This is a genomic window from Tabrizicola flagellatus (genome assembly GCF_008271465.1).
Classification (GTDB): Bacteria; Pseudomonadota; Alphaproteobacteria; order Rhodobacterales; family Rhodobacteraceae; genus Tabrizicola; species Tabrizicola flagellata.
This window is the reverse complement of record NZ_VMDU01000003.1, coordinates 286,287-311,179: the sequence shown is the minus strand read 5'-3', so window position 1 is coordinate 311,179 and position 24,893 is coordinate 286,287. Positions and strand designations below refer to the sequence as shown.

Genomic DNA, 24,893 nt, shown 5'->3' with positions numbered 1-24,893 from the left:
CGAAGGGGGAGCGACACTGGCCGGGCCGGACGATGGCGCGGCCTGTGGCACAGGCGACAGCTGCGACGGAGGCGACGGCGGAGGCGACGGCGGGGGCGGTGACTAGGCTCATTCCGCAGCCTCCTGAAGGGTCTGCGCCTCGGCCCGCAGGCGGCGGACCAGTTCCAGCTCCGCCTGGAAATCGACGTAGTGCGGCAGCTTGATGTGTTCGAGGAACCCGGTCGCCTGGATGTTGTCGCAGTGCATCAGGACGAATTCCGCGTCCTGCGCCGGGGCGCCGGTGAAATCCTCGCCCAGTTCCTGCCAGCGCAAGCTGCGGTCCACGAGGCTCATCGCGATGGCCTTGCGTTCCGACTGGCCCATGACCAGCCCATAACCCCGGGTGAACTGCGGCGGCTCGGATTTCGAGCCCTTGAACTGGTTCACCGTCTCGCATTCGGTCAGCTCGATCTCGCCGATCTCGACGGCGAAACCCAGTTCCGGGATCTCCACCTCCACCGCCACCCGGCCGATGCGCAATTCGCCGACAAAGGCGTGCGTGCGGCCATAGCCGCGCTGGGTGGAATAGGCGAGGCCGAGGACGAACCCCTCGTCCCCCCGCGCCAGCGCCTGCAGGCGCAGGGCGCGGTCGGCAGGCAGTTCCATCGGCTCTCGCGTGAGGTCGGGGGGCGTGGCGTCGGACGGCGGTGCCGCCTCGATCAGCCCGTCGCGGTTCAGGAATCCGGTGACATGGGGCACGCGGGGTGACCCCCCACCCCATCCCTCCCCCACCAGGGGGGAGGGAGGCGCCTCTTGCCCGGCCGCCGCGCCGGGAACCTCCCCTCCCCCTCGTGGGGAGGGGATGGGGGTGGGGGGCTCGCCCTCGGCCATCAGCGCGAAGTCCAGCAGGCGATGCGTATAGTCGAAGGTCGGCCCCAGCACCTGCCCGCCCGGCAGGTCCTTGAACGTGGCGCTGATCCGCCGGTCCACCGCCATCGCGCCCGTGTCCACCGGCCGCGACCCGGCAAGGCGCGGCAGCGTGGTGCGGTAGGCGCGGATCAGGAACACCGCCTCGATCAGGTCGCCGCGCGCCTGCTTGATCGCCAGCGCCGCAAGGTCGGGGTCGTAGAGCGAGCCCTCGGCCATGACCCGGTTGACGGCGAGCTTCATCTGCTCGCGGATCTGGGGGATGGTCAGTTCGGGCACCGAGCGGTCGCCCCGGCGCTCCTCGGCCAGCCACTGGTGCGCATTGTCGATGGCGCGTTCGCCACCCTTGACGGCGACATACATCAGATCTTCTCCACGCGGGTGGACCGGGGCAGGCCGGCGATCCGGTCGCCGGCGGTGAACAGGCAGTCGAAGCCCAGGGGAAACAGCGCCCGGTTGGCGCGGAAGGCCGCCGTCTCGGGCAGGTTCAGCCAGGTCGCGGTCTCGATCCCCGGGCCGGTCAGCGCCGGGCCGTGGTTGACCAGCCGCTCGCTCTCGACGATCAGCGTGGCCGAACGGTCAGGATAATCGGGCTGGCCGATGCGAAAGCGGCTGACGGGCTGCAAGGCCTCCCAGGAGCCGACGGCGAAATCCGCCACGTCGGCCGCGACCAGCGGCGCGCCGATGTGGAAGGCCACCCAGTCGCGCACCATGGGGCAGTCTGCGCCGCCCGCCAGATGCAGCCCGGTTGTCGGATCACAGAGCGTCAGGAGCGCCACTCCCGCCGCGACCGACAGGGGCGCCGGCGGTTCCGCCCCCGCGACCCGGCGGATCGTGCCGGGGCGCGCCATGGCCTCGAGGATCTCGCGGAAGGCGCGGGCGGATTGCACCGGGGCTTCGGCAAAGCCGCCTTGCAGCGCATGGGCCGTCATTGATCCTCTCCCCTGACCATGGTGAAGAATTCGACCTTCGTCCCGGCGGCCTTCGCGGCGCGGGCGGCGCGGTGGGCCTCGGCCTCGGCCCGGAGGGGGGCGAGGATGCGGGCCGACAGGTCCGGCGCGGCCTCGGTCTGCATCAGCGCGTCGATCACCGCGGCGCGGCGGGCATGGGCCTTGTCGCGGCCCTGCACCCAGGCATGGCCCACCGGCCCGTCGGCAAGCCGCACCGAACAGCGCGTCACCGTCATCTCGCCAAGATTGAAGGCCGCCCCCGTGCCCCCGGTCCGCCCGCGCACCATCACCGCGCCGACCTCGGGCGCGCGCAGAAGATCATGCGGCGGAAGCTCCGGCATCAGGTCGGCCAGCCGCGCGGGCGGAGCCTTGGCAAGCGTGGCGATCCAGGCCTTGCGGGCCTCGGCATCCGGTGCGGGCATGGCAACCTCGACAACTGAATTGACTTGTCTATCCGTCTAGACAACTATACAAATCTTACACCACCGGGGCGCCAAGGCCAACCGGAGAGTTGTGAAGTTTTCGTGACGGGGCCCCGATGAAAGACGCGATCTGGTCGGCCATTGCCGCCACCCTGCGGGACGAGATCGGCGCGGGTCACTACCGGCCCGGCGACCGGCTGCCAACCGAGGCGGCCCTTTCCACTCGCTTCGGCGTAAACCGCCACACGGTCCGCCATGCCTTGTCATCGCTGGCCGAGGCCGGGCTGGTCCACTCCCGCCGCGGGGCCGGGGTCTTCGTCGCACAGCGCCCGACCGACTATCCGCTGGGCCGTCGCGTGCGGTTTCACCAGAACGTGCTGGCCGCCGGCCAGACGCCCTCGCGCCGGATCAGTCGGGTCGAGACCCGCCCCTCCGACGCCGGGGAAGCGCGGGCGCTGCGCCTGAAACCGGGCGAGCCGGTGCATGTGGTCGAGGGTGTCTCGCTGGCCGATGGCCAGCCGGTCGCGGCCTTCCGCTCGATCTTTCCCGCCGCACCCTTCCCCGGCCTGCCCGCCGCCCTGCGCGAGACGCAGTCAATCACCCGCGCGCTGGCTGCGCTCGGGCTGACCGACTACACCCGTTCCGAGACGCGGATCACCGCACAACTGGCCGATCCGGTGCTGGCGGTCGCGCTCTCGGTGCGGCCCGGCGCGCCGGTCCTGCGGACGGTCGCGCTCAACGTCGATCCCTCCGGGCGGCCGGTGGAACACGGGACGACCTGGTTCGCGGGCGAACGGGTGACGCTAACGGTGGCCGATCAGCCCTGATACTTCTCCAGGAACGCCTCGGCCTTCAGCGCTCGGAAATCCATCAGCGCGGCGCGCAGGCGGTCGTGGCTCCAGTCCCACCAGGCCAGCGCCAGAAGCCGGTCGATCACGGCTTGCGGGAATCGGCTACGGAGCGGCCGGGCCGGGCAGCCCGCGACGATCATGAAGGGGTCCACGTCCTTCGTCACCACGGCTCCGGCTGCTACCACGGCCCCGATGCCCAGCGTCACCTCGGGCTTGACGATCGCGCCATGGCCGATCCAGCAATCCGCCCCCAGCACGATGCGCCGCGCGGCGCGGGCGGCAAAGAACGCCGCATCGTCCTCGGCATCGTCCCAGTAATAGCTGGAGCGGTAGAGGAAATGATGCTGCGCAGCGTGAGTGTAAGGATGGTCGGTCGGCCCGATCCGCGTCATCGCGGCGATGTTGGCAAAGCGGCCGACCGTGGTGTTGGCGATGTCCGCCATCCGGTCGCAATAGGCGTAATCGCCGAAGTCCGAGTTGAGCACGCGGCTTCCTTCGCCGACCTCACAGAAGGCGCCGAAGGTCGAGTTGACGATCTGGCAGCCGGGATGGACGAAGGGCCTCTCGGCCGAGAGTTTCGGCATGACCGGCCTATTCGCCCTTGATCAGCTTGCGCCGCAGCCAGCCCGACAGGCTGTCCATCAGCATGACCATCAGCACGATCAGGACCATGTAATAGGCGACTTCCTCCCAGTCCTTCTGGGTGACGATCGCCTGGGTCAGCAGAAGCCCGATCCCGCCGCCGACGATGGCGCCGATCACGGTGGCGCTGCGGGTGTTCGATTCCAGGTAGTACAGCACCTGCGCCAGGAACACCGGCATGATCTGCGGGATCACCCCGAACCGCGCCCGCTGGACCGCGTTCGCCCCGGTCGAACGCACGCCCTCGACCTGCTTCTCGTCGATGTTTTCCAGCGCCTCCGAGAACATCTTGCCGAAACTGCCCGAGTCGGTCAGCGCGATGGCGATGGCCCCGGTCATCGGCCCCGGGCCGAAGGCGCGGCTCAACACGATGGTCCAGATCAGCCCGTCCACCCCGCGCACGAAGTCGAACACCCGGCGCGCGGCAAAGCGCAGGGGGCCGAGGGACATGAAGTTGCGCGCGGCCAGGAAGGACAGCGGCAGGGCGATGAGCGCGGCCGTAATCGTGCCGAGGAATGCCATCAGGATCGTCTCGAAGATCGCCCAAGCCACATCGCCGTGGCGCCACATCTTGTTGGTCCAGAACTCCGACGCCATCAGCGCCAGGTTCGACCGCGCAGGGTCCAGCCTTTCGCCCGACACGGCCAAGGCCGCCAGCTCGCCGAAGGACTTGCCGTAAAGCGGGCTGTCGAGGGTGAAGAACCACAGCTCCCAGCCCGGCTCGTACTTGAAGGTCTCGACCTTGGAGCGGGTATAGTTGAACCGGCCCGCCGGCGTGGTGACGCCGATGCGGTTCTCGCCGACGCTGATCCAGTCGGGGATCGGCTCGGGCGCGGTGAGGACGGGTCGGCCCCCCTCCTCGCGGATGTCGATGGTGCCATAGCCGGGCACCACAAAGCGCGCGCCGTCGGCGTCATAGGTGACGATGTTGCCCTGACCCAGGTCGATCGTCGTCGTGTCGCCGCTGGTGCTGATCCAGTCGGGCAGACGGCCCTCGGGATAGGTGCCCTTGGCCTCGCCCTCTATGGCGACGGTCAGCTTGCCGGTGCGGTTGTCGCGGGTGACATGGGTCTTGTGCGACCAGAAGTCCGACAGAAGGATCGCCGCATTGTCGAAGCGCGCGCGGGCCATCAGGCTCGCAATGTCGAAGCTGATCGCGGCATAGATCAGGTAGGCAAGGATCGCGGCCGGAATGGCAAATGCGAGCCGCCGCTTGCGGTCGAAGGCGCGGGTCACGGTCTCGGCCAGCGCGGGGCCGGCAAGGGTGGCATCGGTCATGCGTCATGCTCCGGGCTGGCGGCCCCCCCACCCCATCCCTCCCCAAAGCAGGGGGAGGGAGGCGCGGGATGGCGAAGGAAGGGCCGGGGATGGGCCGGGCGGCGCCCCTCCCCCCGCGTGGGGAGGGGATGGGGGTGGGGAGCGCCTGCCGGATGGCGGGCTCTGGAGGGGCAGGACTGCATCGGTCAATGCCCCTTCACCAGCTTGTGCCGGTAGTGGTCGGACAGCTGGTCGATCACCACAATGGTCAGGAACAACAGCAGGAATATCGCCACGACCTCGTCATAGCGGCCCTGGCCCCACTGCATCGCCAGCTTCAGGTCATGGCCGATGCCGCCCTCGCCCACGAAGCCGAGGATCGCCGAGGCGCGCACGTTGATCTCGAAGCGGAGAAGCGCATAGCTCAGCCAGTTCGGCGCGACCTGCGGGATCACGCCCAGCCACATCCGCTGCGACCAGTTGGCCCCGACCGAGGCCAGGCCCTCGACCGGTTTCAAGTCGGCGTTTTCGGCGACTTCCGAGAACAGCTTGCCCAGCGCGCCGCCCGTGTGCAGCGCGATGGCGATGACGGCCGGCACCGGGCCGCCGCCGAGAATGAAGATCAGGACCAGCGCGATGACGATCTCGGGGATCGCGCGCAGCGCGTCCATGGTGCGGCGAAAGACCGGGATCAGCCGCGGCCAGCGCGCAAGGCCCCGCGTCGCCAGCAAGGACAGGCCCATGGCCGCCAGCGCGCCGACCAGAGTGGCGACGGCGGCGATGTTCACCGTCTCGATCAGCGCAGGGATGTGATCCCAGAAGATGCCCGGCAGGTTCGCGCGCTTTTCCCAGGCTTCGGACAGGACCTCGGACGGAAAGTCCAGCACCTGGTGCAGCCCGTTCCAGAACCCGCCCGCGTTGCGGTGGTCGGCCAGCATCCAGCCCGAGGCCATGAGCGCCACGAAGATGACCAGCAGGATGCCGCCATACATCCGCTTGCGGCGGACCATGTCCAGATAGGCCTCGCGCGGGTTGGCAAGGTTCGGGCGTTGGCCCGGCTCGGGACCGAAGGCGACATCGACCATGGGATCATCCGGAAAAGGAAAAGCCGGACCCCGGGGAGCGGCGGGGTCCGGCGAGGGTGTGGCTTACATGCCTTCCTGCATCTTGCGGGCGGCGATGATGCCCAGATAGTCCTCGTGCTTCACCGGCACGAAGTCCTTGGCCTCGCCCGCAGCGACGTTGTAGGCGCACTCGGGGTCGTCCTGCCACATCGTGTCCAGCATGGCATAGACCTTGTCCTTCACGTCCTGCGGCAGCGCCTTGCGCACGACCATCGGGCCTTCCGGGATCAGCTTCGAGCGCCAGATCTCCTGGATCGTGGACATGTCCACCAGACCCGCATCAGAGGCCTTGCGCAGCGCGCCCGAGTTGTAGCCGTCTTCCCAGTTGCCCAGACCGTCGGCCCAGGTCACGCCGGCGTCGAAGTCGCCGTTGGCCACGCCGACGATGGTCTGCTCATGGCCGCCCGACATCTTCACCTCGCCGAAGTAGTCTTCGAGCTTGCCGTATTTCTCGGTCAGCTCCGCGCCGGGGATCAGATAGCCCGAGGCCGAGTTCGGGTCGGCGAAGGCGAAGATCTTGCCCTTGGCGTCGTCCATCGACTTGATGCCGCTGTCCACGCGCGCGAAGCCGATCGAGTAGTATCCGATCGAGCCGTCGGTGTTCTGCTTGGTCAGGATGACGTCCACGGCTTCGGGGTTGGTCAGATAGACCTTGGCGTAGGCTGACGGCCCGAGCCAGGCGAAGTCCAGCGTGCCGCCCAGGAGGCCCTGGATCACGCCGTCATAGTCGGCCGGGGTGAACAGCTTCACCGGAACGCCGAGCAGTTCCTCGGTCTTGACGCGCAGGCACTCGGTCGAGGCCAGGCGGTCCTGGGCGTTCTCGCCGCCGAGGATGCCGATGTTGAATTCCTTGATCTCCTGCGCGAAGGCCGAAGAGGCCAGCACGGCAGTCAGAGCGGTTGCAGTCAGCAGCTTTTGCATGGGGGCTCCATGGGGTTGTGGCCCTGCGGGCCGGTGGTCACGACAGCATCAGGTCGGCGTAGGACCGGTCGGCTGCGGTGTCGGTGGGAATCGAGGTCGAGGTGGCGGCCTCGTTGAAACTGTCGTCGGCGCCGTAGATCTCCCGCGCGACCTGGGTCGAAAGCTGGTCGGGCGTGCCGTCAAAGACGATGCGGCCGTCCCGCATGCCGATCACCCGGTCGCAATAGCGCCGCGCGGTGTCGAGCGTGTGGAGGTTGGCGATCACCATGCGCCCGTCCTCGACGTTGATCCGTTTCAGCGTGTCCATGACGACCTGCGCGTTCATCGGGTCGAGGCTGGCGATGGGCTCGTCGGCCAGGATGATCTTGGGGTCCTGCATCAGGGCGCGCGCGATGGCCACGCGCTGCTGCTGGCCGCCCGACAGCGCCTCGGCCCGTTTCGGCGCCTGCTCGGCGATGCCGAGGCGGTCGAGGATCTCCAGCGCCTTCAGGATGTCGGCGCGGGGCCAGAGGTTGAACAAGGTCTGAAGGGTCGAGCGGCGGTTCAGGATGCCGTGCAGCACGTTCGAGGCCACGTCCATCCGCGGCACCAGGTTGAACTGCTGGAAGATCATCGCGCATTGCGACTGCCAGGCCCGCGCCTCGGCACCCTTCAGCGCCAGCACGTCGCGCCCCTCGACCCGGATCTCGCCCGAGGTGGCGTCGGTCAGCCGGTTCATCATGCGCAGGAAGGTGGACTTGCCCGCGCCGGACCGGCCGATGATGCCGACGAAGGCCGGGCGATCCACGCGGAAGCTGATGTTGTCGACCGCGGCCTTCTGGCCGAACATCCTGGTCACTCCGACGACATCCAGCATCGGTCATCCCCCGTTCGTTACGATCCGGGTCCTAACGGGCGAATGTGACAGATGGCGAAAGCCGGGATGAAGCTTCTGTAACGGATCCCCTAGGGTCGGCTGGCCTACCAGCGGACATGCGCGGGCCAGACGAAGGTCTCGTCCGGGTCGGGGATGGCGGGGCCGGCCAGCGCCATGCAGCGCCGGCGCAGGGTGGCCGCGACCTCGTCGCGCGGGATCTGCGCCAGCATCTCGGGCGTGATCGGCGCGCCGAGCGTCAGATCGACCGGGCGGCCCATGCGGCGGCGGGTCTCGTGGAAGATCAGCGCCACGCGCAGGGGATAGGAGGTGTGGCTGGCGATCTGGAACAGGCGCGAGTTCTGCCCGGCGACATGAACCGGCAGGGTGGTAACCCCCGGCAGGGTCGCCAGGCGCCCGACGAAGGGATGCCAGGGCGAATCGACCGCATGCCCGCGCAGCGGCCGGTTCGCCGTCGCGACTCCGCCGCCGGGAAAGACCGCGACGACCTTGCCCTCGGACAAGAGTTGCGCCGCCTTGCGCCGGGTCTCGGCCGTCAGCCGCCGCGCCTCGGGCGTGCCCGAGAAGTCCACCGGCAACAGGTGCGGGTCCACTTCCGGCACCCGGCACAAGAGGCTGTTGGTCAGGATCCGCACATTGCCGCGCAGCCGCATCCCCAGCCAGCCCAGCGCCAGCCCGTCCAGCACCCCGAACGGGTGGTTCGCCACCAGAAGCAGCCCGCCCTCGGGGCGGATGCGTTCCTGCTCGGCCTCGTCGGCATGGACTCGCACCGCGACGCGCAGCTGGCGCAGCGCCGCGTCGAACACGCTTTCCCCCGGCCGCTTGCCCGACCGCGCCCAGTCCAGATAGAGCCGCTCCAGCTTCGGCTGGCCGGAAACCCGCTCGACCGTTCGGATCAGCCCGCGGCGAAAGGCCGACTGGCCGGGATGCGAATAGGTGAACCGCACCGTGTCGGCCGGGGTCTCGGCGAAGAACGGGGCGGGTTCGGCTGTCACGGGCAGGAGGTCTGTCAGCATCGGGTCATCTCCGGGCAGCGGTCTTGTCGGGTCAGAAGGCAGGTTCGGGATGGCGGACGGATTGGGGGGCAAGCGCGGAATAGCCTGCCCGCCCAGCCACCCAGGTGCGCAGGGGGGCGGGCGCATGCCCCTCGGGCCAGTCGATCAGCACGAGGTCGGCGCGCAGACCGGGTGCGATGCGCCCCCGATCGGCAAGGCCCATCGCGGCGGCGGGGTTGGTCGAGACCAGCCGCCAGAGCGCCGGCAGCGGCGCCACGCGGTCGGCATGAAGCCGCGCGACCGCGCCCAGCATGGCCGGGTAATAGTAGTCCGAGGCCAGGATGTCGCAGAGCCCCCGCGCGATCATCTCGGCCGCGCCGGGGCTGCCCAGGTGGCTGCCCCCGCGCATCGCGTTCGGCGCGCCGAGGACGATCGGGTCGCCCGCCGCCCGCGCGGCATGGAACACCCGTTCGTGCATCGGGAACTCGGCCACCTTCGCACCCAGCGCGCGATACCAGTCGCGGGTTTCCACCTGGCTGTCGTCATGGCTCAGCATCGGCGCGCCGTGCCTTTTCGCCAGCGCCGCCAGCCGCGCGATGTCCGCCGGCACCTCGGCCCGCCGCGCCCAGACCCGGGCGATCAGCCCCACGAAATCGCCCGTGGTCATCTGCGACCGCTTGGCCCGTTCCCCCATCTTGTGCAGGAAGGCCTCGGTGGTGATGTCCGTCACCGGATAGTCCTCGACATGGTCGAAGGGCCGGTCGTGCACCGCGATCTCGGGGTGCAGCAGCGCCGAGGTGGTGTGATCGTTGAAGGCCAGCGCCGGGCGGTCCGGGCCGGAAAGGACATGCGCGATCAGCGGTTCGGCCTCGGCGCAGAAGGTCTCCCAGCGCAGTTGCAGGCGGTTGTCGGCCGTCAGCCGCCCCCGCAGCGCCTCCAGCGCGCGGACGACCTGCCAGCCGGTATCCACGCTGCGCAGGCCCGGCTCCCAGCTCAGCGTCAGCGCATGATAGGCCGTGGCGATCCCGTTCGCGGCCAGTTGCCGGTCGGTCTCCAGAAGCGCGGTCTCGACATCGACCATGACACCCGGGCGCGGCATGATCTGCCGCTCGAAGGCGTCGCCATGCACATCGACGAAGGCCGGCGCCAGAAGCCGCCCCTGCGCCGGGATCACCGCCGCCCCGTCGCGCGCCACGTCGATTCCGGTGATCCGCCCGCCCTCGATGCGGACCGAGGCCGTATCCACCCGGTCCCCGAAGATGACGCGCGCGCCCTCGATCAGCTCCGCGCTCATCCCAGACGCTCCGCCAGAAGGTGCCAGTGCCAGGAGCCGGGCTTTTCATGCGGCCGGTCGAACAGCGTGAAGACCTCGAAGCCCCATAGCAGCGACAGCAGGTCGGGAGCATTGCAGAAGTAGTGCGGATGCACCTTGTCGCCCTCGCCCTCGAAGACCCAGGTGTTGCGGCTGATCTCGCGGCCCTTCGCGCGGGCGCGCTCCACCGGCAGGCGGCGGGCCGACAGCATGGTGGCCAGGAACGTGCCCCCCGGCCGGGTCACGCGGGCCACCTCGCAAAGTGTGCGGCGCACCACGCCCTCGTCGCCGTGATAGATCACGTTCCAGGCAAGGACATGATCGAAAGTGGCATCCTCGAAAGGCAGATCGGTCATCGAGGCCTCGACCGTCTCGATCGCCAGGCCCCTGGCAAAGGCCGCCGCCGCGATGGCCGCGACCGAAGCCTCGGCCGCGTCCAGCGCGGTGACCTGATGGCCCATCTCGGCCAGCGCCAGCGCATGCCGGCCGATGCCCGCGCCAAGGTCGAGGATCCGCGCGCCCGGCGCCAGGCTGGCGGCATGGTCCATCACCCAGGGCTCGGGGATCGCCCAGGGCGAGCCGGCCTCTGACTTCTGCCAGCGCGCGTTCCAGTAGCGATGGGCGGTATCGGTCGTCATCTCGTTCATATCAGCTTCCTGCGGATCCAGCCGGATCCCTGTTCCACCGCGACGACCAGCGCGAGCATCAGAAGGATGATCGCGAAGGCCTCGTCATAGTTGAAAAGGTCGAAGGCGACCTTCAGGTCCACCCCGATACCGCCCGCGCCCACCAGGCCCAGCGCGGCGGACCCGCGCACCGATTTCTCCAGCGCGAAAAGCGAGGTGGCGGTGAAGGACGGCAGACAGGCGGGCAGGACGGCGGAGCCGATGATGCCCAGCCGGCTTGCCCCGATCGCGCGCAGCGCGTCCTGGGGCCCGGGGTCGGTCTCCTCCATCGCTTCGGCGAAGAAGCGGCCGGCGAATCCGATCTTGTCCACCATGATCGCGAGGACGCCCGCCGCCGGGCCCAGGCCCACGATGATGATGAAGATGATCGCCCAGACCAGGTCCGGCACCGTGCGGAACAGCGCGATGACGGCACGGGCGGCCGTGCGGACCACCGGATGCGGCGACAGCCGGTCGGTGGCGAGGATCGCGAAGGGCAGCGCGAAGATCAGCCCCAGGAAACAGCCCGCCACCGCCATCTGCAGCGTTTCCAGCAGCTTCCAGGAAATCGGCCCGATCCGGCTGAAATCCGGCGGGAACATCTGGGTGAACAGGCCCGAGGGCGCGAACAGCCGCGCCAGACCGTTGACGAGCTTGTCCGGCGCCGGCGCGGTCGCGGCCAGCGACGAGACCACGAGCGCCGCCACCACCAGGAACCCGGCATAGCCCGTCAGTCCCAGGTGACGGAACCGCGGCGGGGCGGGAAGGGTCGCCGACTCGCTCATGCCGCGGCCTCATGGTCGAAAAAGCGCCGCAGCGCCGGGACGCTCGCCTCGCGCGTGGGCTGGTCCAGCGCGATCCGGCCCTGCGCCAGACCGAGGATCCGGTCGGAAAAGGCCAGCGTATGTTCCAGCCGGTGCGAGATCACCAGAAGCGACAGCCCGTCCTGCCGGACGAGGCCCAGCAGCAGCTCCATCACCTCCTGCCCGGTCTGGGGGTCGAGGCTCGCGTCGGGTTCGTCGGCCAGGATGAACTCGGGCCGCTGCATCAGCATCCGCGCGATGGCGACGCGCTGGCTCTGCCCGCCCGACAGGCTGTCCACCCGGGCCAGCGCCCGGTCGGCCAGGCCCACGCGGGCCAGGCAGGCCATGGCCTCGGCCCGCACCGGGGCCGGGGCCAGCGCCTGCCCCCAGACCTGCGGCCCCGCCATGCGCGCCTGCGCGCCGTGGATCACGTTCGACAATGCCGACATGCGCGGCACCAGGTTGTGCTTCTGCCAGACGATTCCGACCCGCGCCCGGAACCGCCGCAAGGCGCGCGGCGACAGCGCCCCCACCTCCTGCCCCAGCATCCGCACCCGGCCCGAGGTCGGCTCCACCAGCCGCACGAGGCAGCGCAGAAGCGTGGACTTGCCCGACCCGTTCGCCCCGATCAGCGCGGTGGACTGGCCGGGCGCCAGGGCGAAGTCGAGGCCACGCAGCACTTCGGCCGTGCCGAAGGATTTCGTCAGGCCGGAAACGGTAAGGACCGGCTCCACCAGGGTGGAACCGGCCTCGGCCCGAACAGGGGAAACGGGCGCGTTCACCGGGGCCTCACTGGCCGACGAATTCGGTGAATTCCTTGATGCCGATGTTCTCGTACATCTTCCGGACCACGTCGTAGTCCGCGTCGGTCACGGTCGCGTTGAAGCTGCCGCCGATGTATTTCGCATTCTCTTCGGTCGAGGTGACGGCAGCCAGCAGCGCCTCGCCCTGTTCGGCGAAGGTCTTGCGGACCGTCTCGATGACTTCCGGCGAGACTTTAGGCGAGGCCAGCAGGATGTCGTCCGGCAGTTGCTCGCCCTTCACCACCACGCGCAGCTTCTGGTCGGGGAACTTCTCGGTCAGCTGTTCGATATGCGTCCGGTTCAGCCCGATCGCCGCGATCTCGCCCGAGATCAGCGCCTCCATGGCCACGTTGCGCTTGAGGAACACGGGCTCGTAATCCACCGCATAGGTCAGCCCCGCCTTGGCCAGCAGATCCACCGGCCCCAGGTGCTGCGAGGTGGATCCGATCTCGCCGAACGAGATCTTGGCGCCCCTCAGGTCGGCCGGCGCCTTGACCGGGCTGTCATCCAGCACGACCACGGTCGAATAATAGTCCGGCCGGCTGAAGGTGACGACCGGCTGGGCGTCCAGCCGCGCGTTGAACACCACATACTCCGCCGGGCCGGTCAGCACGAAATCCACCTGGTCGGCGGCCATCGCCTCGACCGCGACGGTGCGGCCCGAGACCGGGAAGAACTCGACCTTCAGCCCCGAGGCGGCTTCGAAGGCCTCCTTGAACGGCCCCATCTCGCGCTGCAGCGCCTCCAGCCCGTCGATGTCGGTGACGGCGAAGCGGATCGTGTCCTGCGCGGCGACCGGGGCGGCGACGGCAAGGCTGGCGGCCAGAAGGCCCGAGGCAAGGAAGCGGTTCATGGCATGGTCCTGTCGGAGGTTGCTTTCGACCCCGCCTAGCAAGTCCCGGTGACAGTCGCGCGACGCGAAGATCACAGTCCTGCAACAGAACCGCCCGCCGCGCCCCCCTGCGCCTTCCCTCACGGTTTTTCGTCGGCTAGCCTTCGCCCATGGCGAAAAACCGCATACTGGTGCCCCCTGCCCCCTTGCCCGAGGACACCGGGGCGGACCGCATGACCTTCGTCCTGCTGCCGCGCTTCAACCTTGCCACGCTCATCACCCTGATCGAGCCGCTGCGCATTGCAAACTACCTCGCCTCCCGCCCCCTCTACCGGTGGGAGATCCTCTCGCCCGACTGCCCCGAGGTGCCGGCCTCGAACGGCTTGTCGATCACCGCCGCACCGCTCGACGACCGCAACCGGCGGGGCGAGACGGTGTTCCTGCTCGGCTCGTGGGGGGCCGAGGACTACGGCGCGCGCGAGCTTCTGGCCTGGCTCCGCCGCCAGTCGCGCGAGGGGGCGCGGCTCTGCGCGGTGGAGCTCGGCTCCTACCCCATGGCGCGGGCAGGGTTGCTGAACGGGCGGCAGGTGGCGACGCACTGGTCCTGGGCGCCGGGGTTCCAGGAACGCCACCCGGAGATCGCCGTGGTGGAACAGCTCTACACCATAGGCGACGGCATCCTGACCTGCGCCGGCGGCACGGCCGGGATCGACCTGATGCTGCGCCTGATCGCCGACCGCCACGGCGAAGGCATGGCGGGCGAGGTCGCCGACCAGATGCTGCACCAGCCGATCAGGCCCGCCACCGGGCCGCAGCGCCGCACGCCCGGCGAGGGCACCGAGGCCTTCGCCCCGATCCTGCGCCGGGCCATCGCGCTGATCGAGAAGAACATCGCCGACCCCCTGCCCGTGCCCGAGATCGCCGACCGTCTCGGCCTGTCGCAGCGCCAGCTGGAACGCCAGTTCCGGCGCGGGCTCGGCTGTTCGGTGGTGCAGTTCGGCACGCTCGTCCGCCTGCAGCACGCCCGCGTCCTCTTGATCGCGACCCGGCTTTCGGTGCGCGAGATCGCCACCGCGACCGGCTTCAACGCGCTGTCGCACTTCACCAGCGCCTTCCGCAAATGCTTCGACCGCCGGCCCAGCGACTACCGCCAGGGCTGGGCACCCTCGGAAGCCGCTCCCTCCTGGCCCGGCACGCTGACCGCCTATCTCGAGGCGCTGCGCCAGCGCACCACCCGCGCGGTCCGGGGCGGGGCCTCCTCGTTCGACTTCGTCTCCTCGTCGGAAACCCGCGCGAGGAGTGACGAAGTCATCGACGAGCCGACCGTCACGCGAAGGCCGGGATGACCTCCTGGCAGAACAGTTCCAGCGACCGCTTCTGTTCCTTGTGCCCCAGGCCGAGGGAGGCATAATAGATGAACTCGTCCACCCCGATCGCCTCGTATTCCTTCAGCTTGGCGATCACCTCGTCGGGCGTGCCGAACATCAGGTTCCGCGACAGCATCTCCGGGTCATATTCCGCGCGGTTGCCCAGCTGGTCGAAGGGGATCGCCTTCGGAAAGCCGTTCTCCACATCGCCCAGGTTCTTGAACAGGTTCTCGAACTGCGACAGCTGCCGCTGCGCCGCCCGGACCGGGACCATCCAGTCCTCCTTCCGGTCGTACAGCGCCGTGTGCCGCATCATCGCCATGATCGGGCGCTTCTTCCCCGGGTTGTTCGCCAGCGCCTCGGCCATCCGGTCCATGTAAAGCCGCGCCTCGCCCATGTCGCGGGTCAGCGGCCAGGACTGGATGTTGCAGCCCTGCTTGACCGCATAGTCATAGGTGATCGGCGCGCGGGCCGCGACCCAGACCGGGACCTCCTTCTGCAAGGGCTTCGGGCAGGAGGTCGAGGCCGGGAACGACCAGTGCTCGCCCTCATGCGCGTAGTCGCCCTTCCAGAGCTCCCGGATCACCGGCAGCATCTCCTGCATGTAGCGCCAGGCGTCGGTCTGCTTCAGGCCCGGCCGCATCCGGTCGAACTCGCGCTGATAGGCGCCGGAGCCGATGCCGAACTCCAACCGCCCGCCGGAGATGAGGTCGACGAACGCCGCCTCCCCCGCCGCCTTGATCGGGTGCCAGTAAGGCGCCGCGATCACCGCCGTGCCCAGACGGATGTCATTGGTATGCTCGGCCCACCAGGTCAGGATGGAAAACGGGTTCGGCGCGATGGTCATCTCCAGCGCGTGATGCTCCGCCGCCCAGGCGATGCGGAACCCGCCCGCGTCGGCCATCTGCACCATCTCCAGCGTGTGCCGCGCCACATCCTTCATGTCGAGCGTGTCGTCTATCCGCTCCATGTTGATGGCGAGGTGGAATTTCATCTTCTATCTCCCTGAAATTTCAGCGCATCACGAAGGGGTTGGCGATGGGCTCGGATGAGGTGTTGACCCAGATCGTCTTGGGCCGCGTGTAGTCGTAAAGCGCCTGGAACCCGCTTTCGCGGCCGTAGCCCGATCCCTTGACGCCGCCGAAGGCCGCGATGGGCGACACCGCGCGGTAGGTGTTGACCCAGACGATCCCGGCGCGAATGGCCTTCGCTACCCGCATCTGCCGCGCCCCGTCCCGTGTGAAGACCCCCGCCGCAAGGCCGTGCTGCGACCTGTTCGCCAGCGCCACGGCCTCGGCCTCGTCCCTGAAGCGCAGCACCGACAGGACCGGCCCGAAGAGCTCCGTATCCACGATGGTCAGGTCCGGCGAGGGGCAGTCGATGATGGTCGGCTCGTAATAGGTCCCCCCCAGCGCGGGCTGCTTCCCCCCGGTCAGGACCTTCGCCCCTTCCGTCACCGCCTGCGCCACCTGCGCCTCGATCAGCCGCACCTGCGCTTCGGTGCACAGCGGCCCCATCTGCGTCTCGTCCGCCAGGGGATCGCCGATGCGAATCTCCTTCGCCGCCGCCACCAGCCGCTTGAGGAACTCCTCCGAGATGCTCTCCTGCACGATCAGCCGCGACCCGGCGACGCAGCTTTGCCCCGTCGCGCCGAAAATCCCCGCCATGCAGCCGTTGACCGCGCTTTCCAGGTCCGCATCCTCGAAGACCACGAAGGGCGACTTGCCCCCCAGCTCCAGCGACACCTCCGCGAAATTCTCGGCCGAGTTCCGCACCACATGCCGCGCCGTCTCCGGCCCCCCGGTGAACGAAACGCGCGCGACCAGCGGATGCGAGGTCAGGACCCGCCCCACCTCGCCATGCCCGCTGATGATGTTGACCACCCCCGCCGGAAACCCCGCCGCCTCGATCAGCCGCCCGAACTCCAGCATCGGCACCGAGGCGTGTTCGCTGACCTTCAGCACCACCGTATTCCCCGCCGCCAGCGCCGGCCCCAGCTTCACCGCCGACAGGAACAGTTGCGAGTTCCAGGGCACCACCGCCGCCACCACCCCCAGGGGCTCGCGGTTGGTGAAGACCAGCAGGTCCGGCTTGTCGATCGGCAGCACCTCGCCCGAAATCTTGTCCGCCGCCCCGGCATAGAAATGGAAGAACTCCGCGATGTATTTCGCCTGCCAGCGCGTCTCCTTCAGCATCTTGCCGGTGTCCAGCGTCTCGGCCCGCCCCAGCTCCTCCGACGCCTCGGCCAGGAGATCCCCCAGCTTCCGCAAGCACTTGCCGCGCGCCGAGGGCGTCATCGCCCCCCACGGCCCCGTCAGAGCCCGGTCCGCCGCCCGGACCGCCCGGTCCACATCCGCAGCCGTCGCCTCCGGCACCTCGGCCCAGACCTTCCCCGTCACCGGCGAGACCGACGGAAACACCCCCCCGTCCGAGGCGCCCACCCATTCCCCGTCGATCAGCATCCGGCAGCGCTTGATCTCGCCCATCGCGTCCTCCGTGGCCTTTCCCCGTTCATGCCGCGCGCAAATGCCGCATGTTTCCGCTTTTTCGTCATTTTCTGACGAAAATCCGCAATCCGGCCCCGCGCCCCGATGGCAAACCCAAGGACCATGGAGGACGGCATGAAAGAGATCATCGGCGGACCCCTGGTCATCAACGGACGGACGCTTTCGCTGTCGAAAGCTGTCCGCGCGGGCGATTTCGTCTTCCTGACGGGCCAGGTCCCGATGGTCGGCGGCGAGGTCCTCACCACCGGCACGATCGAGGACCAGACCCGCGCCTGCCTCGACCGGATCACCGAGACCCTGGCCCTGGCCGGCTGCACGCGCGACGACGTGGTGAAGACGATGGTCTGGCTGAAGGACCGCGCCGATTTCCCCGGCTTCAACGCCGTCTATGCCGACTACTTCCCCACCCATCCCCCCGCCCGCTCGGCCCTCGTCTCCGACTTCCTCGTCGACATCCGGGTCGAGGTCGAGGTCATCGCCTGGAAACCGCAATGATCCACAACGGCACCGCCTACGACCTGACCGGCCCCGAGGACGCGCCCGTCGTCGTCCTGATCCACGGCCTCGGCCTCACCCGCGCCGTCTGGCAGTGGATGCTCCCCGACCTCGGGAAATTCCGCGTCCTGACCTATGACCTGATCGGCCATGGCGAAACCGCCCCGCCGGACGGCGACCCGACCCTCAGGGACCTGTCCGACCAACTGGCCGCCCTCCTCGACCACCTCGGCATCGAAAAGGCCGCCATCGTCGGCTTCTCGCTCGGCGGCATGGTCGCGCGCCGCTTTGCCCAGGATCACCGCGACCGCACCACGGCGCTCGTCGTCCTCCACTCCGCCCACAAACGGACCGAGAAACAGCAGGGCGCCATCCTTTACCGCGTCGCCCAGGCCGAAGCCGAAGGCCCCGAGGCCACAGTCGAGCTTGCCCTCCAACGCTGGTATACCGAGGCCGCGCAAGCCACCCGTCCCGACCTGATGGACCTCACACGCCACTGGGTCCTCGCCAACAAGCGCGAGGTCTATGTCAAGCTCTACCGCATCCTCGCGCATGGGGTGGACGAGATCGTCGCCCCCCAGCCCCCCCTCACCGTCCCGACCCTCGTCCTGACCGGCGACGAGGATACCGGCAACGGCCCCGAGATGAGCATGGCCATCGCCGAGGAGATCCCCCGCGCGCGGCTGGTGATCCTGAAGGGCCTCCGCCACATGGCCCTGGCCGAGGCGCCGGCGGCCGTCAACCGCCCCGTCGCCGATTTCCTGACCGAGGTGCTGCTGTGACCGACCCCCAGACCCTCGACCCGAAAGCCTTGCGCAACGCCTTCGGTGCCTTTGCGACCGGCGTCACCGTCGTCACCACCCGCCAACCCGACGGCACGCCCCGCGGCTTCACCGCCAACAGCTTCACCTCCGTCTCGCTCGACCCACCGCTCCTCCTCGTCTGCCTCGCCAAGACCGCGCATTCCGCCGACACCTTCGCAAACGCCCCCCATTTCGCCGTCAACATCCTGGCCGAGGACCAGAAAGCCGTCTCCGGCCTCTTCGCCTCCCGCGCGCCCGACAAGTTCGCCCAATGCGCCTGGACGCCCGGCCCCGCCGACATGCCCCTGATCGACGGCGCGCTGGCCAGCTTCACCGCAGCGCGCCACCAGCTTGTCGATGCGGGCGACCACCTGATCCTGATCGGCCGGATCGAGGCCTTCTCGGCCTCAGAAGGCCAACCGCTCGGCTATTTCCGGGGAAACTACTTCTCCATCGGGATCGAGAAGGACCTCGCCGAAGCCGCCGCCGCCGCGAAAGGCAGCCGCCTCGGGGCCGTCCTTGCCTGCGACGGCGGGGTGCTTCTGAAAGCCGAAGGCGACCAGCTCCGCCTCCCCCTCGCCCCGCAACCCACCCTCGACAGCCTGACGGCCAAACTCACGGCCCTCGGCCTGCAACCGCAGATCGACTTTGTCTACGCCACCTTCGACGACCGCTCCACCGGCGGCCACGCGGTCTATTACCACGGCACCGTCACCGGCGCCCTTCCGCAAGGCTACCGCATCCTGCCGCTGGCCGACCTCGCCCAGGCGCAGATCACCAACCCCGCCGAAGCCGCCATGCTGGCCCGCTATGCGCAGGACTACCGCAACGGCAGCTTCTCGATCTATCACGGCACCGAAACCACGGGCCAAACCCGCCAGATCGGCGCGCTGTAAGAAAGGACCCCCGATGTCGCTTCCCGAACTCCGCAAGCTTGTCACCTATGACGAGGACACCATCACCGACGGCGGCCGCGCCTGCACGCCCCCCCTGCGGATGATCGCCGTCGCCGCCGTGGTGACGAACCCGTGGCATGGGCGCGGCTTCGTGGAAGACCTCTCGCCCGAGATCAGGCGCATGGGCCCCGCCCTCGGCCAACTCCTGACCGACCGCCTGGTCCGCCTCGCGGGCGGGGGCGACAGGATCGAGGCCTACGGCAAGGCCGCGCTCTGCGGTACGTCCTGCGAGCTGGAACACTGCTCGGCCCTGATCCACACCCTCCGCTTCGGCAATTTCTACCGCGAGGCGGTGGGGGCCAAGACCTACCTCGGCTTCACCAACACGCGGGGGCCGGCCAATACGCAGATCCAGATCCCGCTGATGGACAAGCACGACGCGGGCCGCCGCTCGCATTACCTGACCATCCAGTTCTCCGTCCCCGATGCGCCGGGTCCTGACGAACTCGTCATCGCCCTCGGCGCAAGCCTCGGAGGCCGCCCGCACCACCGGATCGGCGACCGCTACCAGGACCTGAAGGAAATGGGCGGCGAGGTGGACAACCCCGCCGGCGTCTAGCGCGCCACGCCGAAGCCCCAAGAATTTTCGCCGAAAATTCTTGGGCTCACCCGGTGCGAAAGGGCGCCTGCGCCCCGGATGAACCCGGCGTCCCTGGCTCAGGCATTGAACAGGAAGTGCAGGACATCTCCGTCCTTCACTTCATAGGTCTTGCCCTCGACCCGGAACTTGCCCGCTTCCTTGGCCCCCGCCTCGCCGTTCCCGGCGATGTAGTCGTCATAGGCGATGGTCTCGGCCCGGATGAAGCCCTTCTCGAAGTCCCCGTGAATGACCCCCGCCGCCTGTGGCGCAAGCGTCCCCTTCGGGATCGTCCAGGCCCGCGCCTCTTTCGGCCCAACGGTGAAATAGGTCTGCAAACCCAGCAGCGCGTAGCCCGCCCTGATCAGCCGGTCCAGCCCCGCCTCGGCCAGCCCCATCTCTTCCAGGAACAGCGCCGCCTCGTCCTCGGGCAGCTGCGCCAGCTCCTCCTCGATCCGGGCCGAGATCACCACCGACGCCGCACCCTGCTGCGCCGCCATCTCCGCCACCCGCGCCGACTGCGCGTTGCCCGAGGCCGCCGAGGCCTCCTCGACGTTGCAGACGTAAAGCACCGGCTTTGCCGTCAAAAGTTGCAGCATCCGCCACGCCTTGCGGTCGTCCTCGGCCACCGTCACGCTGCGGGCGGGCTTGCCCTCCTCCAGCGCCTTCTGGGCCAGGGCCAGCAGCCGGTCCTGATCCGCGGCCTCCTTGTCGCCGCCCTTCAGCTTGCGCGCCAGGTTCGCCCGGCGCCGCTCGATCGACTCCAGGTCGGCCAGCATCAGTTCCGTCTCGATGGTCTCGGCATCCGCCACCGGGTCCACCCGGCCCTCGACATGGGTGATGTCCCCGTCCTCGAAACAGCGCAGGACATGGGCGATGGCGTCACATTCCCGGATGTTGGCCAGGAACTGGTTGCCCAGCCCCTCGCCCTTCGATGCGCCCCGCACCAGGCCCGCGATATCGACGAAGGTCATCCGCGCCGGGATGATCTGCTTCGACCCGGCGATGGCCGCCAGCTTTTCCAGCCGCGCGTCGGGGACCGAGACCTCGCCCACGTTCGGCTCGATGGTGCAGAACGGGAAATTCGCCGCCTGCGCCGCCGCCGTCCGGGTCAGCGCGTTGAAGAGCGTGGACTTGCCCACGTTCGGCAGCCCGACGATGCCCATCCTGAAACCCATGCGACCCTCCATTGGCGACCGCGCCGCTTCTACGGGCGCGGGTCCCAAGGATCAAGCGGCCCCATTGATTTCCCCGCGCGGCCCATGGCAGATGGAACGGATCACAGGGGGGACCAGCATGACACGGATCGACGATACCTTCGCGCGGCTGCGGTCGCAGGGGAAGAAGGCCTTCGTCGCCTACATCATGGGCGGCGACCCGGACGAGGCGACCAGCCTTGCCGTGATGCAGGGTCTGCCCGCCGCAGGGGTGGACATCATCGAACTCGGCATGCCCTTCACCGATCCCATGGCCGACGGCCCCACCATTCAGGCCGCTGGCCAGCGCGCGCTGGAAGGCGGCATGACGATGGACAAGGTCCTCGCCATGGTCCGCGCCTTCCGCGCCAAGGACCAGACCACGCCCATCGTCCTCATGGGCTACTACAACCCGATCTACTCCCGCGGCGTGGACCGCTTCCTGAAGGACGCGACCGAGGCCGGAATCGACGGCCTCATCGTCGTCGATCTTCCGCCCGAAGAGGATGACGAGCTCTGCATCCCCGCCCAGAAGGCGGGCCTCAACTTCATCCGGCTGGCGACCCCCACCACCGACGACAAGCGCCTGCCCAAGGTGCTGCAGAACACCAGCGGATTCGTCTATTACGTCTCGATCACCGGGATCACCGGCGCCGCCGCCGCCCAGGCCGGCGAGGTGGGACCCGAGGTGGCGCGGATCAAGCGCTCCACCGACCTGCCGGTGATCGTCGGCTTCGGCATCACCTCGCCCGAGGCCGCCCGCGCCATTGCCGGCGTGGCCGACGGCTGCGTGGTCGGCTCGGCCATCGTCAAGGACATCGGCGCGGGCGTCCCGGTGGCCGAGGTGCTGGCCAAGGTCAAGGCCCTGTCCGACGGCGCCCATTCCGCCTGAGCCGGGACTTGCCGCACCCCCCGGAGATTGGTAACACGATCTGACCAATCCCGGGAGGCGCCCATGCCCGTCATCACCTGCATCGAGGATCTCAAGCGGCTGCACCGCAAGCGCACGCCGAAGATGTTCTGGGATTACTGCGAAAGCGGCAGCTACACCGAACAGACCTTCCGCGAGAACACCTCGGACTTCGCGCGCCTGCGCTTTCGCCAGCGCGTCGCGCGCGACCTGACCAACCGCGTGCTGGAAAGCACCATGGCCGGGCAGAAGGTCACGATGCCGGTTGCCCTTGCACCGGTCGGCTCGACCGGCATGCAGCACCCCGACGGGGAAATCCACGCCGCCCGCGCCGCGGCGAAGTTCGGCGTGCCCTTCACGCTGTCCACCATGTCGATCTGTTCGATCGAGGACGTGGCGGCCCATAGCCCGGAGCCCTTCTGGTTCCAGCTTTACGTCATGAAGGACGAGGATTTCGTCGATGCGATCATCGAACGCGCGCGGGCGGCGAAATGCTCGGCGCTGGTGCTGACGCTGGACCTGCAGATCCTCGGCCAGCGCCACAAGGACCTGAAGAACGGCCTGACCAGCCCGCCCAGACCCACGATCCCGAACCTCGTCAACATGGCGATGAAACCGCGCTGGTCGCTGGGGATGCTGAAAACCCCGCGCCGCCAGTTCCGCAACATCGTCGGCCATGTGAAGGGTGTCACCAAGCTGGCCGATCTGACCGCCTGGGCCAACGAACAGTTCGATCCGCAGCTCGACTGGCAGAAGGTCGCCCGCATCCGCGACCAGTGGAAGGGCAAGTTCATCCTCAAGGGCGTGCTCGACCCCGACGACGCGCGGCTGGCCGCCGATCTCGGCGCCGACGCCGTGATCGTCTCGAACCACGGCGGGCGGCAACTGGACGGCGCGCTCTCCTCGATCCGCATGCTGCCCTCCATCGTCCGCGCCATCGGCGACCGGACCGAGGTCTGGCTCGACAGCGGCATCCGCTCGGGCCAGGACGTGCTGAAGGCGCTGGCACTGGGGGCGAAGGGCACGATGATCGGCCGGGCCTACATCCACGGCCTCGGCGCCATGGGCGAGGCAGGGGTGACCAAGGCGCTGGAAGTGATCCAGAAGGAGATGGACATCACCATGGCGCTGTGCGGCGAGAAGGACGTCAAGGCGATGGGCCGCCACAACCTCCTCGTGCCCGAGGATTTCGAGGGCCGCTGGGCCTGATCGCGCCGCTCGTCGATGGCTTCGCCACTCCTCGCCTGCCCATGCCACGACGAGAAGCCGAAGGCGCACGAGGAGCAGCTGCTTGCTATTTGATCAAATTCCGGCATAAACAGCGCAATCTGTCCCGGGGCCCGCCTGTCATGTCTGCCGAAACCATCGCCGGAATTTCCTCTGACCGCCTGGCCGCCTTCGCCGCGCGCGAGGCCGAAACCTACGCCAAGGCCCGCCCGAAGGCCGCGAAGGCGCTGGAGAAGGGCGCCGGGGTCTTTCTCGGCGGCGTGCCGATGCACTGGATGTCCGACTGGCCGATGCCGCACCTGCCGCTGGTCGCAAAGGCCCATGGCGCGCGGATCGAGGACATCGACGGCGTCGCGCTCGACGACTTCTGTCTCGGCGACACCGGGTCCATGTTCGGCCATTCCCCGCCGCCGGTGGCCCGCGCCATCCGCCACCAGGCCCGCCGCGGCCTGACCTATATGCTGCCGACCGAAACCGCGCTCGAGGCCGGGCGCCTCCTCACCGAACGCTTCGGCCCCTTCCGCTGGCAGATCGCCACCACCGCGACCGATGCCAACCGCTTTGCCCTGCGCGTCGCCAGGGCGATCACCGGGCGGCCGAAGGTGCTGGTGTTCAACGGCTGCTACCACGGCACGGTGGACGACACCTTCGTCGTCCTCGAGAACGGCCGCACGGTGAACGCGCCGGGGCTCCTCGGCCAGGTCAACGACCTGTCGCAGACCGCCGTCGCCTGCGAGTTCAACGACCTCGCCGGGGTCGAGGCCGCGCTTGCCAAGGGCGATGTCGCCGCGATCCTGACCGAGCCGGTGATGACCAACTCCTGCATGGTCCTGCCGCAAGCCGGCTTCCACGACGGCCTCCGCCAGCTTTCCCGCAAATACGGCGCGCTCCTCATCATGGACGAGACGCATACCATCTCGTCCGGTCTCGGCGGCTATACCCGCGTCCATTCGCTGCGCCCCGACATCTTCGTCGTCGGCAAATGCGTGGCGGGCGGGATGCCGACCGCCGTCTGGGGCCTGACCGACGAGACCGCGAAGCGGTACGAGGAGGCGGATGCGAAACGCGAGCCCGGCCGCACCGGCATGGGCACGACGCTCTCCGCGAACCCGATGCAGTTCGCCTGCCTCGTCGCCACCCTGTCCGAGGTGATGACCCCCGAAAACTATGCCCATATGGAGAAACTGGCCGAACGCCTCTCCGCCGGTCTGCGCAAGGCGATCGAGCGGCACAAGGCCCCCTGGCACGTCGTCCGCGTCGGCGCGCGGGTGGAATTCATCTGCGCCCCCGGCCCTCTCCGCAACGGGACCGAGGCCGGATATGCCCACCAGCCCCGGGTCGAGGCCGCGATCCACACCGCCCTCATCAACCGCGGTACGCTGATCGCCCCCTTCCACAACATGATGCTCATCAGCCCCGCGACCCGGAAACGCCAGGTTGACAGGCTGATCGCAAACTTCGACACCATCCTGACCGATCTTTTCAAAGCAGCCTGAAA

The 24,893-nt window shown here is 68.8% G+C and carries 26 protein-coding genes; 9 read left to right on the top strand and 17 right to left on the bottom strand.

The window, feature by feature from the left end:
• Nucleotides 1-108: 108 nt before the first annotated feature.
• From FL625_RS07425 to phnG, 3 genes are read right to left on the bottom strand one after another with little or no spacing between them, the layout of a single operon-like run.
• Nucleotides 109-1,269, bottom strand: coding sequence for a carbon-phosphorus lyase complex subunit (locus tag FL625_RS07425; protein ID WP_149588000.1), 1,161 nt, complete (start codon nt 1,267-1,269; stop codon nt 109-111).
• Entirely contained in the window at nt 1,269-1,838 is a 570-nt protein-coding gene (gene phnH / locus FL625_RS07420; RefSeq protein WP_149587999.1) for a phosphonate C-P lyase system protein PhnH, read from the bottom strand. Before phnH ends, FL625_RS07425 begins: the two co-directional genes overlap by 1 nt.
• Nucleotides 1,835-2,278, bottom strand: a complete 444-nt coding sequence (phnG, locus tag FL625_RS07415; protein ID WP_149587998.1) for a phosphonate C-P lyase system protein PhnG — start codon at nt 2,276-2,278, stop codon at nt 1,835-1,837. Before phnG ends, phnH begins: the two co-directional genes overlap by 4 nt.
• A gap of 116 nt (nt 2,279-2,394) precedes the next feature.
• Between phnG and phnF the strand changes: the two genes are divergently transcribed.
• On the top strand, nt 2,395-3,105 hold the full coding sequence (gene phnF / locus FL625_RS07410) for a phosphonate metabolism transcriptional regulator PhnF (protein ID WP_149587997.1): 711 nt from the start codon (nt 2,395-2,397) through the stop codon (nt 3,103-3,105).
• On the opposite strand, the gene FL625_RS07405 is transcribed toward phnF, so the two are convergent.
• The 11 genes from FL625_RS07405 to FL625_RS07355 form a co-directional block, all read right to left on the bottom strand.
• Nucleotides 3,096-3,713, bottom strand: a complete 618-nt coding sequence (locus FL625_RS07405; protein ID WP_149587996.1) for an LbetaH domain-containing protein — start codon at nt 3,711-3,713, stop codon at nt 3,096-3,098. The two genes, phnF and FL625_RS07405, sit on opposite strands and share 10 nt — an antisense overlap.
• Before the next feature lie 7 nt (nt 3,714-3,720).
• Entirely contained in the window at nt 3,721-5,049 is a 1,329-nt protein-coding gene (phnE, locus tag FL625_RS07400; protein WP_149587995.1) for a phosphonate ABC transporter, permease protein PhnE, read from the bottom strand.
• A 185-nt stretch (nt 5,050-5,234) separates the two neighbouring features.
• Nucleotides 5,235-6,038, bottom strand: coding sequence for a phosphonate ABC transporter, permease protein PhnE (phnE, locus tag FL625_RS07395; protein ID WP_435532701.1), 804 nt, complete (start codon nt 6,036-6,038; stop codon nt 5,235-5,237).
• Between the two features lie 138 nt (nt 6,039-6,176).
• Nucleotides 6,177-7,073, bottom strand: coding sequence for a phosphonate ABC transporter substrate-binding protein (phnD, locus tag FL625_RS07390; RefSeq protein ID WP_149587993.1), 897 nt, complete (start codon nt 7,071-7,073; stop codon nt 6,177-6,179).
• 37 nt (nt 7,074-7,110) lie between these two features.
• Complete coding sequence (gene phnC, locus FL625_RS07385; protein WP_149587992.1) at nt 7,111-7,929, bottom strand: phosphonate ABC transporter ATP-binding protein; 819 nt, start codon at nt 7,927-7,929, stop codon at nt 7,111-7,113.
• 104 nt (nt 7,930-8,033) lie between these two features.
• On the bottom strand, nt 8,034-8,963 hold the full coding sequence (locus tag FL625_RS07380; protein ID WP_160147747.1) for a lysophospholipid acyltransferase family protein: 930 nt from the start codon (nt 8,961-8,963) through the stop codon (nt 8,034-8,036).
• Between the two features lie 31 nt (nt 8,964-8,994).
• Nucleotides 8,995-10,236: an alpha-D-ribose 1-methylphosphonate 5-triphosphate diphosphatase gene (locus FL625_RS07375; protein WP_149587990.1), complete on the bottom strand. Its 1,242-nt coding sequence runs from the start codon at nt 10,234-10,236 to the stop codon at nt 8,995-8,997.
• Nucleotides 10,233-10,901 (bottom strand): class I SAM-dependent methyltransferase, encoded by a 669-nt coding sequence (locus FL625_RS07370; protein ID WP_235019350.1) that lies wholly within the window; start codon nt 10,899-10,901, stop codon nt 10,233-10,235. Before FL625_RS07370 ends, FL625_RS07375 begins: the two co-directional genes overlap by 4 nt.
• The gene (phnE, locus tag FL625_RS07365) at nt 10,898-11,704 is read right to left on the bottom strand and encodes a phosphonate ABC transporter, permease protein PhnE (protein ID WP_200833903.1); all 807 of its coding nucleotides are present in this window, start codon (nt 11,702-11,704) and stop codon (nt 10,898-10,900) included. Before phnE (FL625_RS07365) ends, FL625_RS07370 begins: the two co-directional genes overlap by 4 nt.
• Nucleotides 11,701-12,504, bottom strand: a complete 804-nt coding sequence (locus FL625_RS07360) for a phosphonate ABC transporter ATP-binding protein (RefSeq protein ID WP_149587989.1) — start codon at nt 12,502-12,504, stop codon at nt 11,701-11,703. The genes phnE (FL625_RS07365) and FL625_RS07360 overlap by 4 nt, the downstream gene beginning before the upstream one ends.
• Nucleotides 12,505-12,511: 7 nt before the next feature.
• Complete coding sequence (locus tag FL625_RS07355) at nt 12,512-13,378, bottom strand: PhnD/SsuA/transferrin family substrate-binding protein (RefSeq protein ID WP_149587988.1); 867 nt, start codon at nt 13,376-13,378, stop codon at nt 12,512-12,514.
• A 149-nt stretch (nt 13,379-13,527) separates the two neighbouring features.
• On the opposite strand from FL625_RS07355, the gene FL625_RS07350 reads away from it, so the two are divergent.
• Nucleotides 13,528-14,703 carry a GlxA family transcriptional regulator gene (locus FL625_RS07350; protein ID WP_235019349.1) on the top strand — a complete coding sequence of 392 codons (1,176 nt, stop codon included), beginning with the start codon at nt 13,528-13,530 and terminating at the stop codon, nt 14,701-14,703.
• Here FL625_RS07350 and FL625_RS07345 read toward each other — a convergent pair.
• Together FL625_RS07345 and FL625_RS07340 are read right to left on the bottom strand one after the other, a co-directional pair.
• Nucleotides 14,684-15,718 (bottom strand): LLM class flavin-dependent oxidoreductase, encoded by a 1,035-nt coding sequence (locus tag FL625_RS07345; RefSeq protein WP_149587987.1) that lies wholly within the window; start codon nt 15,716-15,718, stop codon nt 14,684-14,686. The two genes, FL625_RS07350 and FL625_RS07345, sit on opposite strands and share 20 nt — an antisense overlap.
• A 19-nt stretch (nt 15,719-15,737) precedes the next feature.
• Complete coding sequence (locus tag FL625_RS07340) at nt 15,738-17,210, bottom strand: aldehyde dehydrogenase (RefSeq protein ID WP_149587986.1); 1,473 nt, start codon at nt 17,208-17,210, stop codon at nt 15,738-15,740.
• A 135-nt stretch (nt 17,211-17,345) separates the two neighbouring features.
• Here FL625_RS07340 and FL625_RS07335 point away from each other — a divergent pair, with 135 nt between their 5' ends.
• From FL625_RS07335 to FL625_RS07320, 4 genes are read left to right on the top strand one after another with little or no spacing between them, the layout of a single operon-like run.
• A complete protein-coding gene (locus FL625_RS07335) occupies nt 17,346-17,726 on the top strand; it encodes a RidA family protein (RefSeq protein WP_149587985.1) in 381 nt (126 codons plus the stop codon).
• On the top strand, nt 17,723-18,508 hold the full coding sequence (locus tag FL625_RS07330) for an alpha/beta fold hydrolase (RefSeq protein ID WP_149587984.1): 786 nt from the start codon (nt 17,723-17,725) through the stop codon (nt 18,506-18,508). The genes FL625_RS07335 and FL625_RS07330 overlap by 4 nt, the downstream gene beginning before the upstream one ends.
• The gene (locus tag FL625_RS07325; protein ID WP_149587983.1) at nt 18,505-19,425 is read left to right on the top strand and encodes a flavin reductase family protein; all 921 of its coding nucleotides are present in this window, start codon (nt 18,505-18,507) and stop codon (nt 19,423-19,425) included. The genes FL625_RS07330 and FL625_RS07325 overlap by 4 nt, the downstream gene beginning before the upstream one ends.
• Before the next feature lie 13 nt (nt 19,426-19,438).
• Nucleotides 19,439-20,044, top strand: coding sequence for an amino acid synthesis family protein (locus FL625_RS07320; protein ID WP_149587982.1), 606 nt, complete (start codon nt 19,439-19,441; stop codon nt 20,042-20,044).
• A 98-nt stretch (nt 20,045-20,142) separates the two neighbouring features.
• On the opposite strand, the gene ychF is transcribed toward FL625_RS07320, so the two are convergent.
• Nucleotides 20,143-21,240 carry a redox-regulated ATPase YchF gene (ychF, locus tag FL625_RS07315; RefSeq protein ID WP_149587981.1) on the bottom strand — a complete coding sequence of 366 codons (1,098 nt, stop codon included), beginning with the start codon at nt 21,238-21,240 and terminating at the stop codon, nt 20,143-20,145.
• 118 nt (nt 21,241-21,358) lie between these two features.
• Between ychF and trpA the strand changes: the two genes are divergently transcribed.
• The 3 genes from trpA (at nt 21,359) to FL625_RS07300 (ending at nt 24,891) form a co-directional block, all read left to right on the top strand.
• Nucleotides 21,359-22,150, top strand: a complete 792-nt coding sequence (trpA, locus tag FL625_RS07310) for a tryptophan synthase subunit alpha (protein ID WP_149587980.1) — start codon at nt 21,359-21,361, stop codon at nt 22,148-22,150.
• A gap of 63 nt (nt 22,151-22,213) precedes the next feature.
• Complete coding sequence (locus tag FL625_RS07305) at nt 22,214-23,377, top strand: alpha-hydroxy acid oxidase (RefSeq protein ID WP_149587979.1); 1,164 nt, start codon at nt 22,214-22,216, stop codon at nt 23,375-23,377.
• A gap of 140 nt (nt 23,378-23,517) precedes the next feature.
• Complete coding sequence (locus FL625_RS07300) at nt 23,518-24,891, top strand: aspartate aminotransferase family protein (protein ID WP_149587978.1); 1,374 nt, start codon at nt 23,518-23,520, stop codon at nt 24,889-24,891.
• Nucleotides 24,892-24,893 lie beyond the last annotated feature (2 nt).

Coding starts and splice junctions, on each gene's coding strand:
- FL625_RS07425 (WP_149588000.1), bottom strand. CDS start 1,269: ATGTATGTCGCCGTCAAGGGTGGCGAACGCGCCATCGACAATGCGCAC.
- phnH (WP_149587999.1), bottom strand. CDS start 1,838: ATGACGGCCCATGCGCTGCAAGGCGGCTTTGCCGAAGCCCCGGTGCAA.
- phnG (WP_149587998.1), bottom strand. CDS start 2,278: ATGCCCGCACCGGATGCCGAGGCCCGCAAGGCCTGGATCGCCACGCTT.
- phnF (WP_149587997.1), top strand. CDS start 2,395: ATGAAAGACGCGATCTGGTCGGCCATTGCCGCCACCCTGCGGGACGAG.
- FL625_RS07405 (WP_149587996.1), bottom strand. CDS start 3,713: ATGCCGAAACTCTCGGCCGAGAGGCCCTTCGTCCATCCCGGCTGCCAG.
- phnE (WP_149587995.1), bottom strand. CDS start 5,049: ATGACCGATGCCACCCTTGCCGGCCCCGCGCTGGCCGAGACCGTGACC.
- phnE (WP_435532701.1), bottom strand. CDS start 6,038: ATGGTCCGCCGCAAGCGGATGTATGGCGGCATCCTGCTGGTCATCTTC.
- phnD (WP_149587993.1), bottom strand. CDS start 7,073: ATGCAAAAGCTGCTGACTGCAACCGCTCTGACTGCCGTGCTGGCCTCT.
- phnC (WP_149587992.1), bottom strand. CDS start 7,929: ATGCTGGATGTCGTCGGAGTGACCAGGATGTTCGGCCAGAAGGCCGCG.
- FL625_RS07380 (WP_160147747.1), bottom strand. CDS start 8,963: ATGCTGACAGACCTCCTGCCCGTGACAGCCGAACCCGCCCCGTTCTTC.
- FL625_RS07375 (WP_149587990.1), bottom strand. CDS start 10,236: ATGAGCGCGGAGCTGATCGAGGGCGCGCGCGTCATCTTCGGGGACCGG.
- FL625_RS07370 (WP_235019350.1), bottom strand. CDS start 10,901: ATGAACGAGATGACGACCGATACCGCCCATCGCTACTGGAACGCGCGC.
- phnE (WP_200833903.1), bottom strand. CDS start 11,704: ATGAGCGAGTCGGCGACCCTTCCCGCCCCGCCGCGGTTCCGTCACCTG.
- FL625_RS07355 (WP_149587988.1), bottom strand. CDS start 13,378: ATGAACCGCTTCCTTGCCTCGGGCCTTCTGGCCGCCAGCCTTGCCGTC.
- FL625_RS07350 (WP_235019349.1), top strand. CDS start 13,528: ATGGCGAAAAACCGCATACTGGTGCCCCCTGCCCCCTTGCCCGAGGAC.
- FL625_RS07345 (WP_149587987.1), bottom strand. CDS start 15,718: ATGAAATTCCACCTCGCCATCAACATGGAGCGGATAGACGACACGCTC.
- FL625_RS07340 (WP_149587986.1), bottom strand. CDS start 17,210: ATGGGCGAGATCAAGCGCTGCCGGATGCTGATCGACGGGGAATGGGTG.
- FL625_RS07335 (WP_149587985.1), top strand. CDS start 17,346: ATGAAAGAGATCATCGGCGGACCCCTGGTCATCAACGGACGGACGCTT.
- FL625_RS07330 (WP_149587984.1), top strand. CDS start 17,723: ATGATCCACAACGGCACCGCCTACGACCTGACCGGCCCCGAGGACGCG.
- FL625_RS07320 (WP_149587982.1), top strand. CDS start 19,439: ATGTCGCTTCCCGAACTCCGCAAGCTTGTCACCTATGACGAGGACACC.
- ychF (WP_149587981.1), bottom strand. CDS start 21,240: ATGGGTTTCAGGATGGGCATCGTCGGGCTGCCGAACGTGGGCAAGTCC.
- trpA (WP_149587980.1), top strand. CDS start 21,359: ATGACACGGATCGACGATACCTTCGCGCGGCTGCGGTCGCAGGGGAAG.
- FL625_RS07305 (WP_149587979.1), top strand. CDS start 22,214: ATGCCCGTCATCACCTGCATCGAGGATCTCAAGCGGCTGCACCGCAAG.
- FL625_RS07300 (WP_149587978.1), top strand. CDS start 23,518: ATGTCTGCCGAAACCATCGCCGGAATTTCCTCTGACCGCCTGGCCGCC.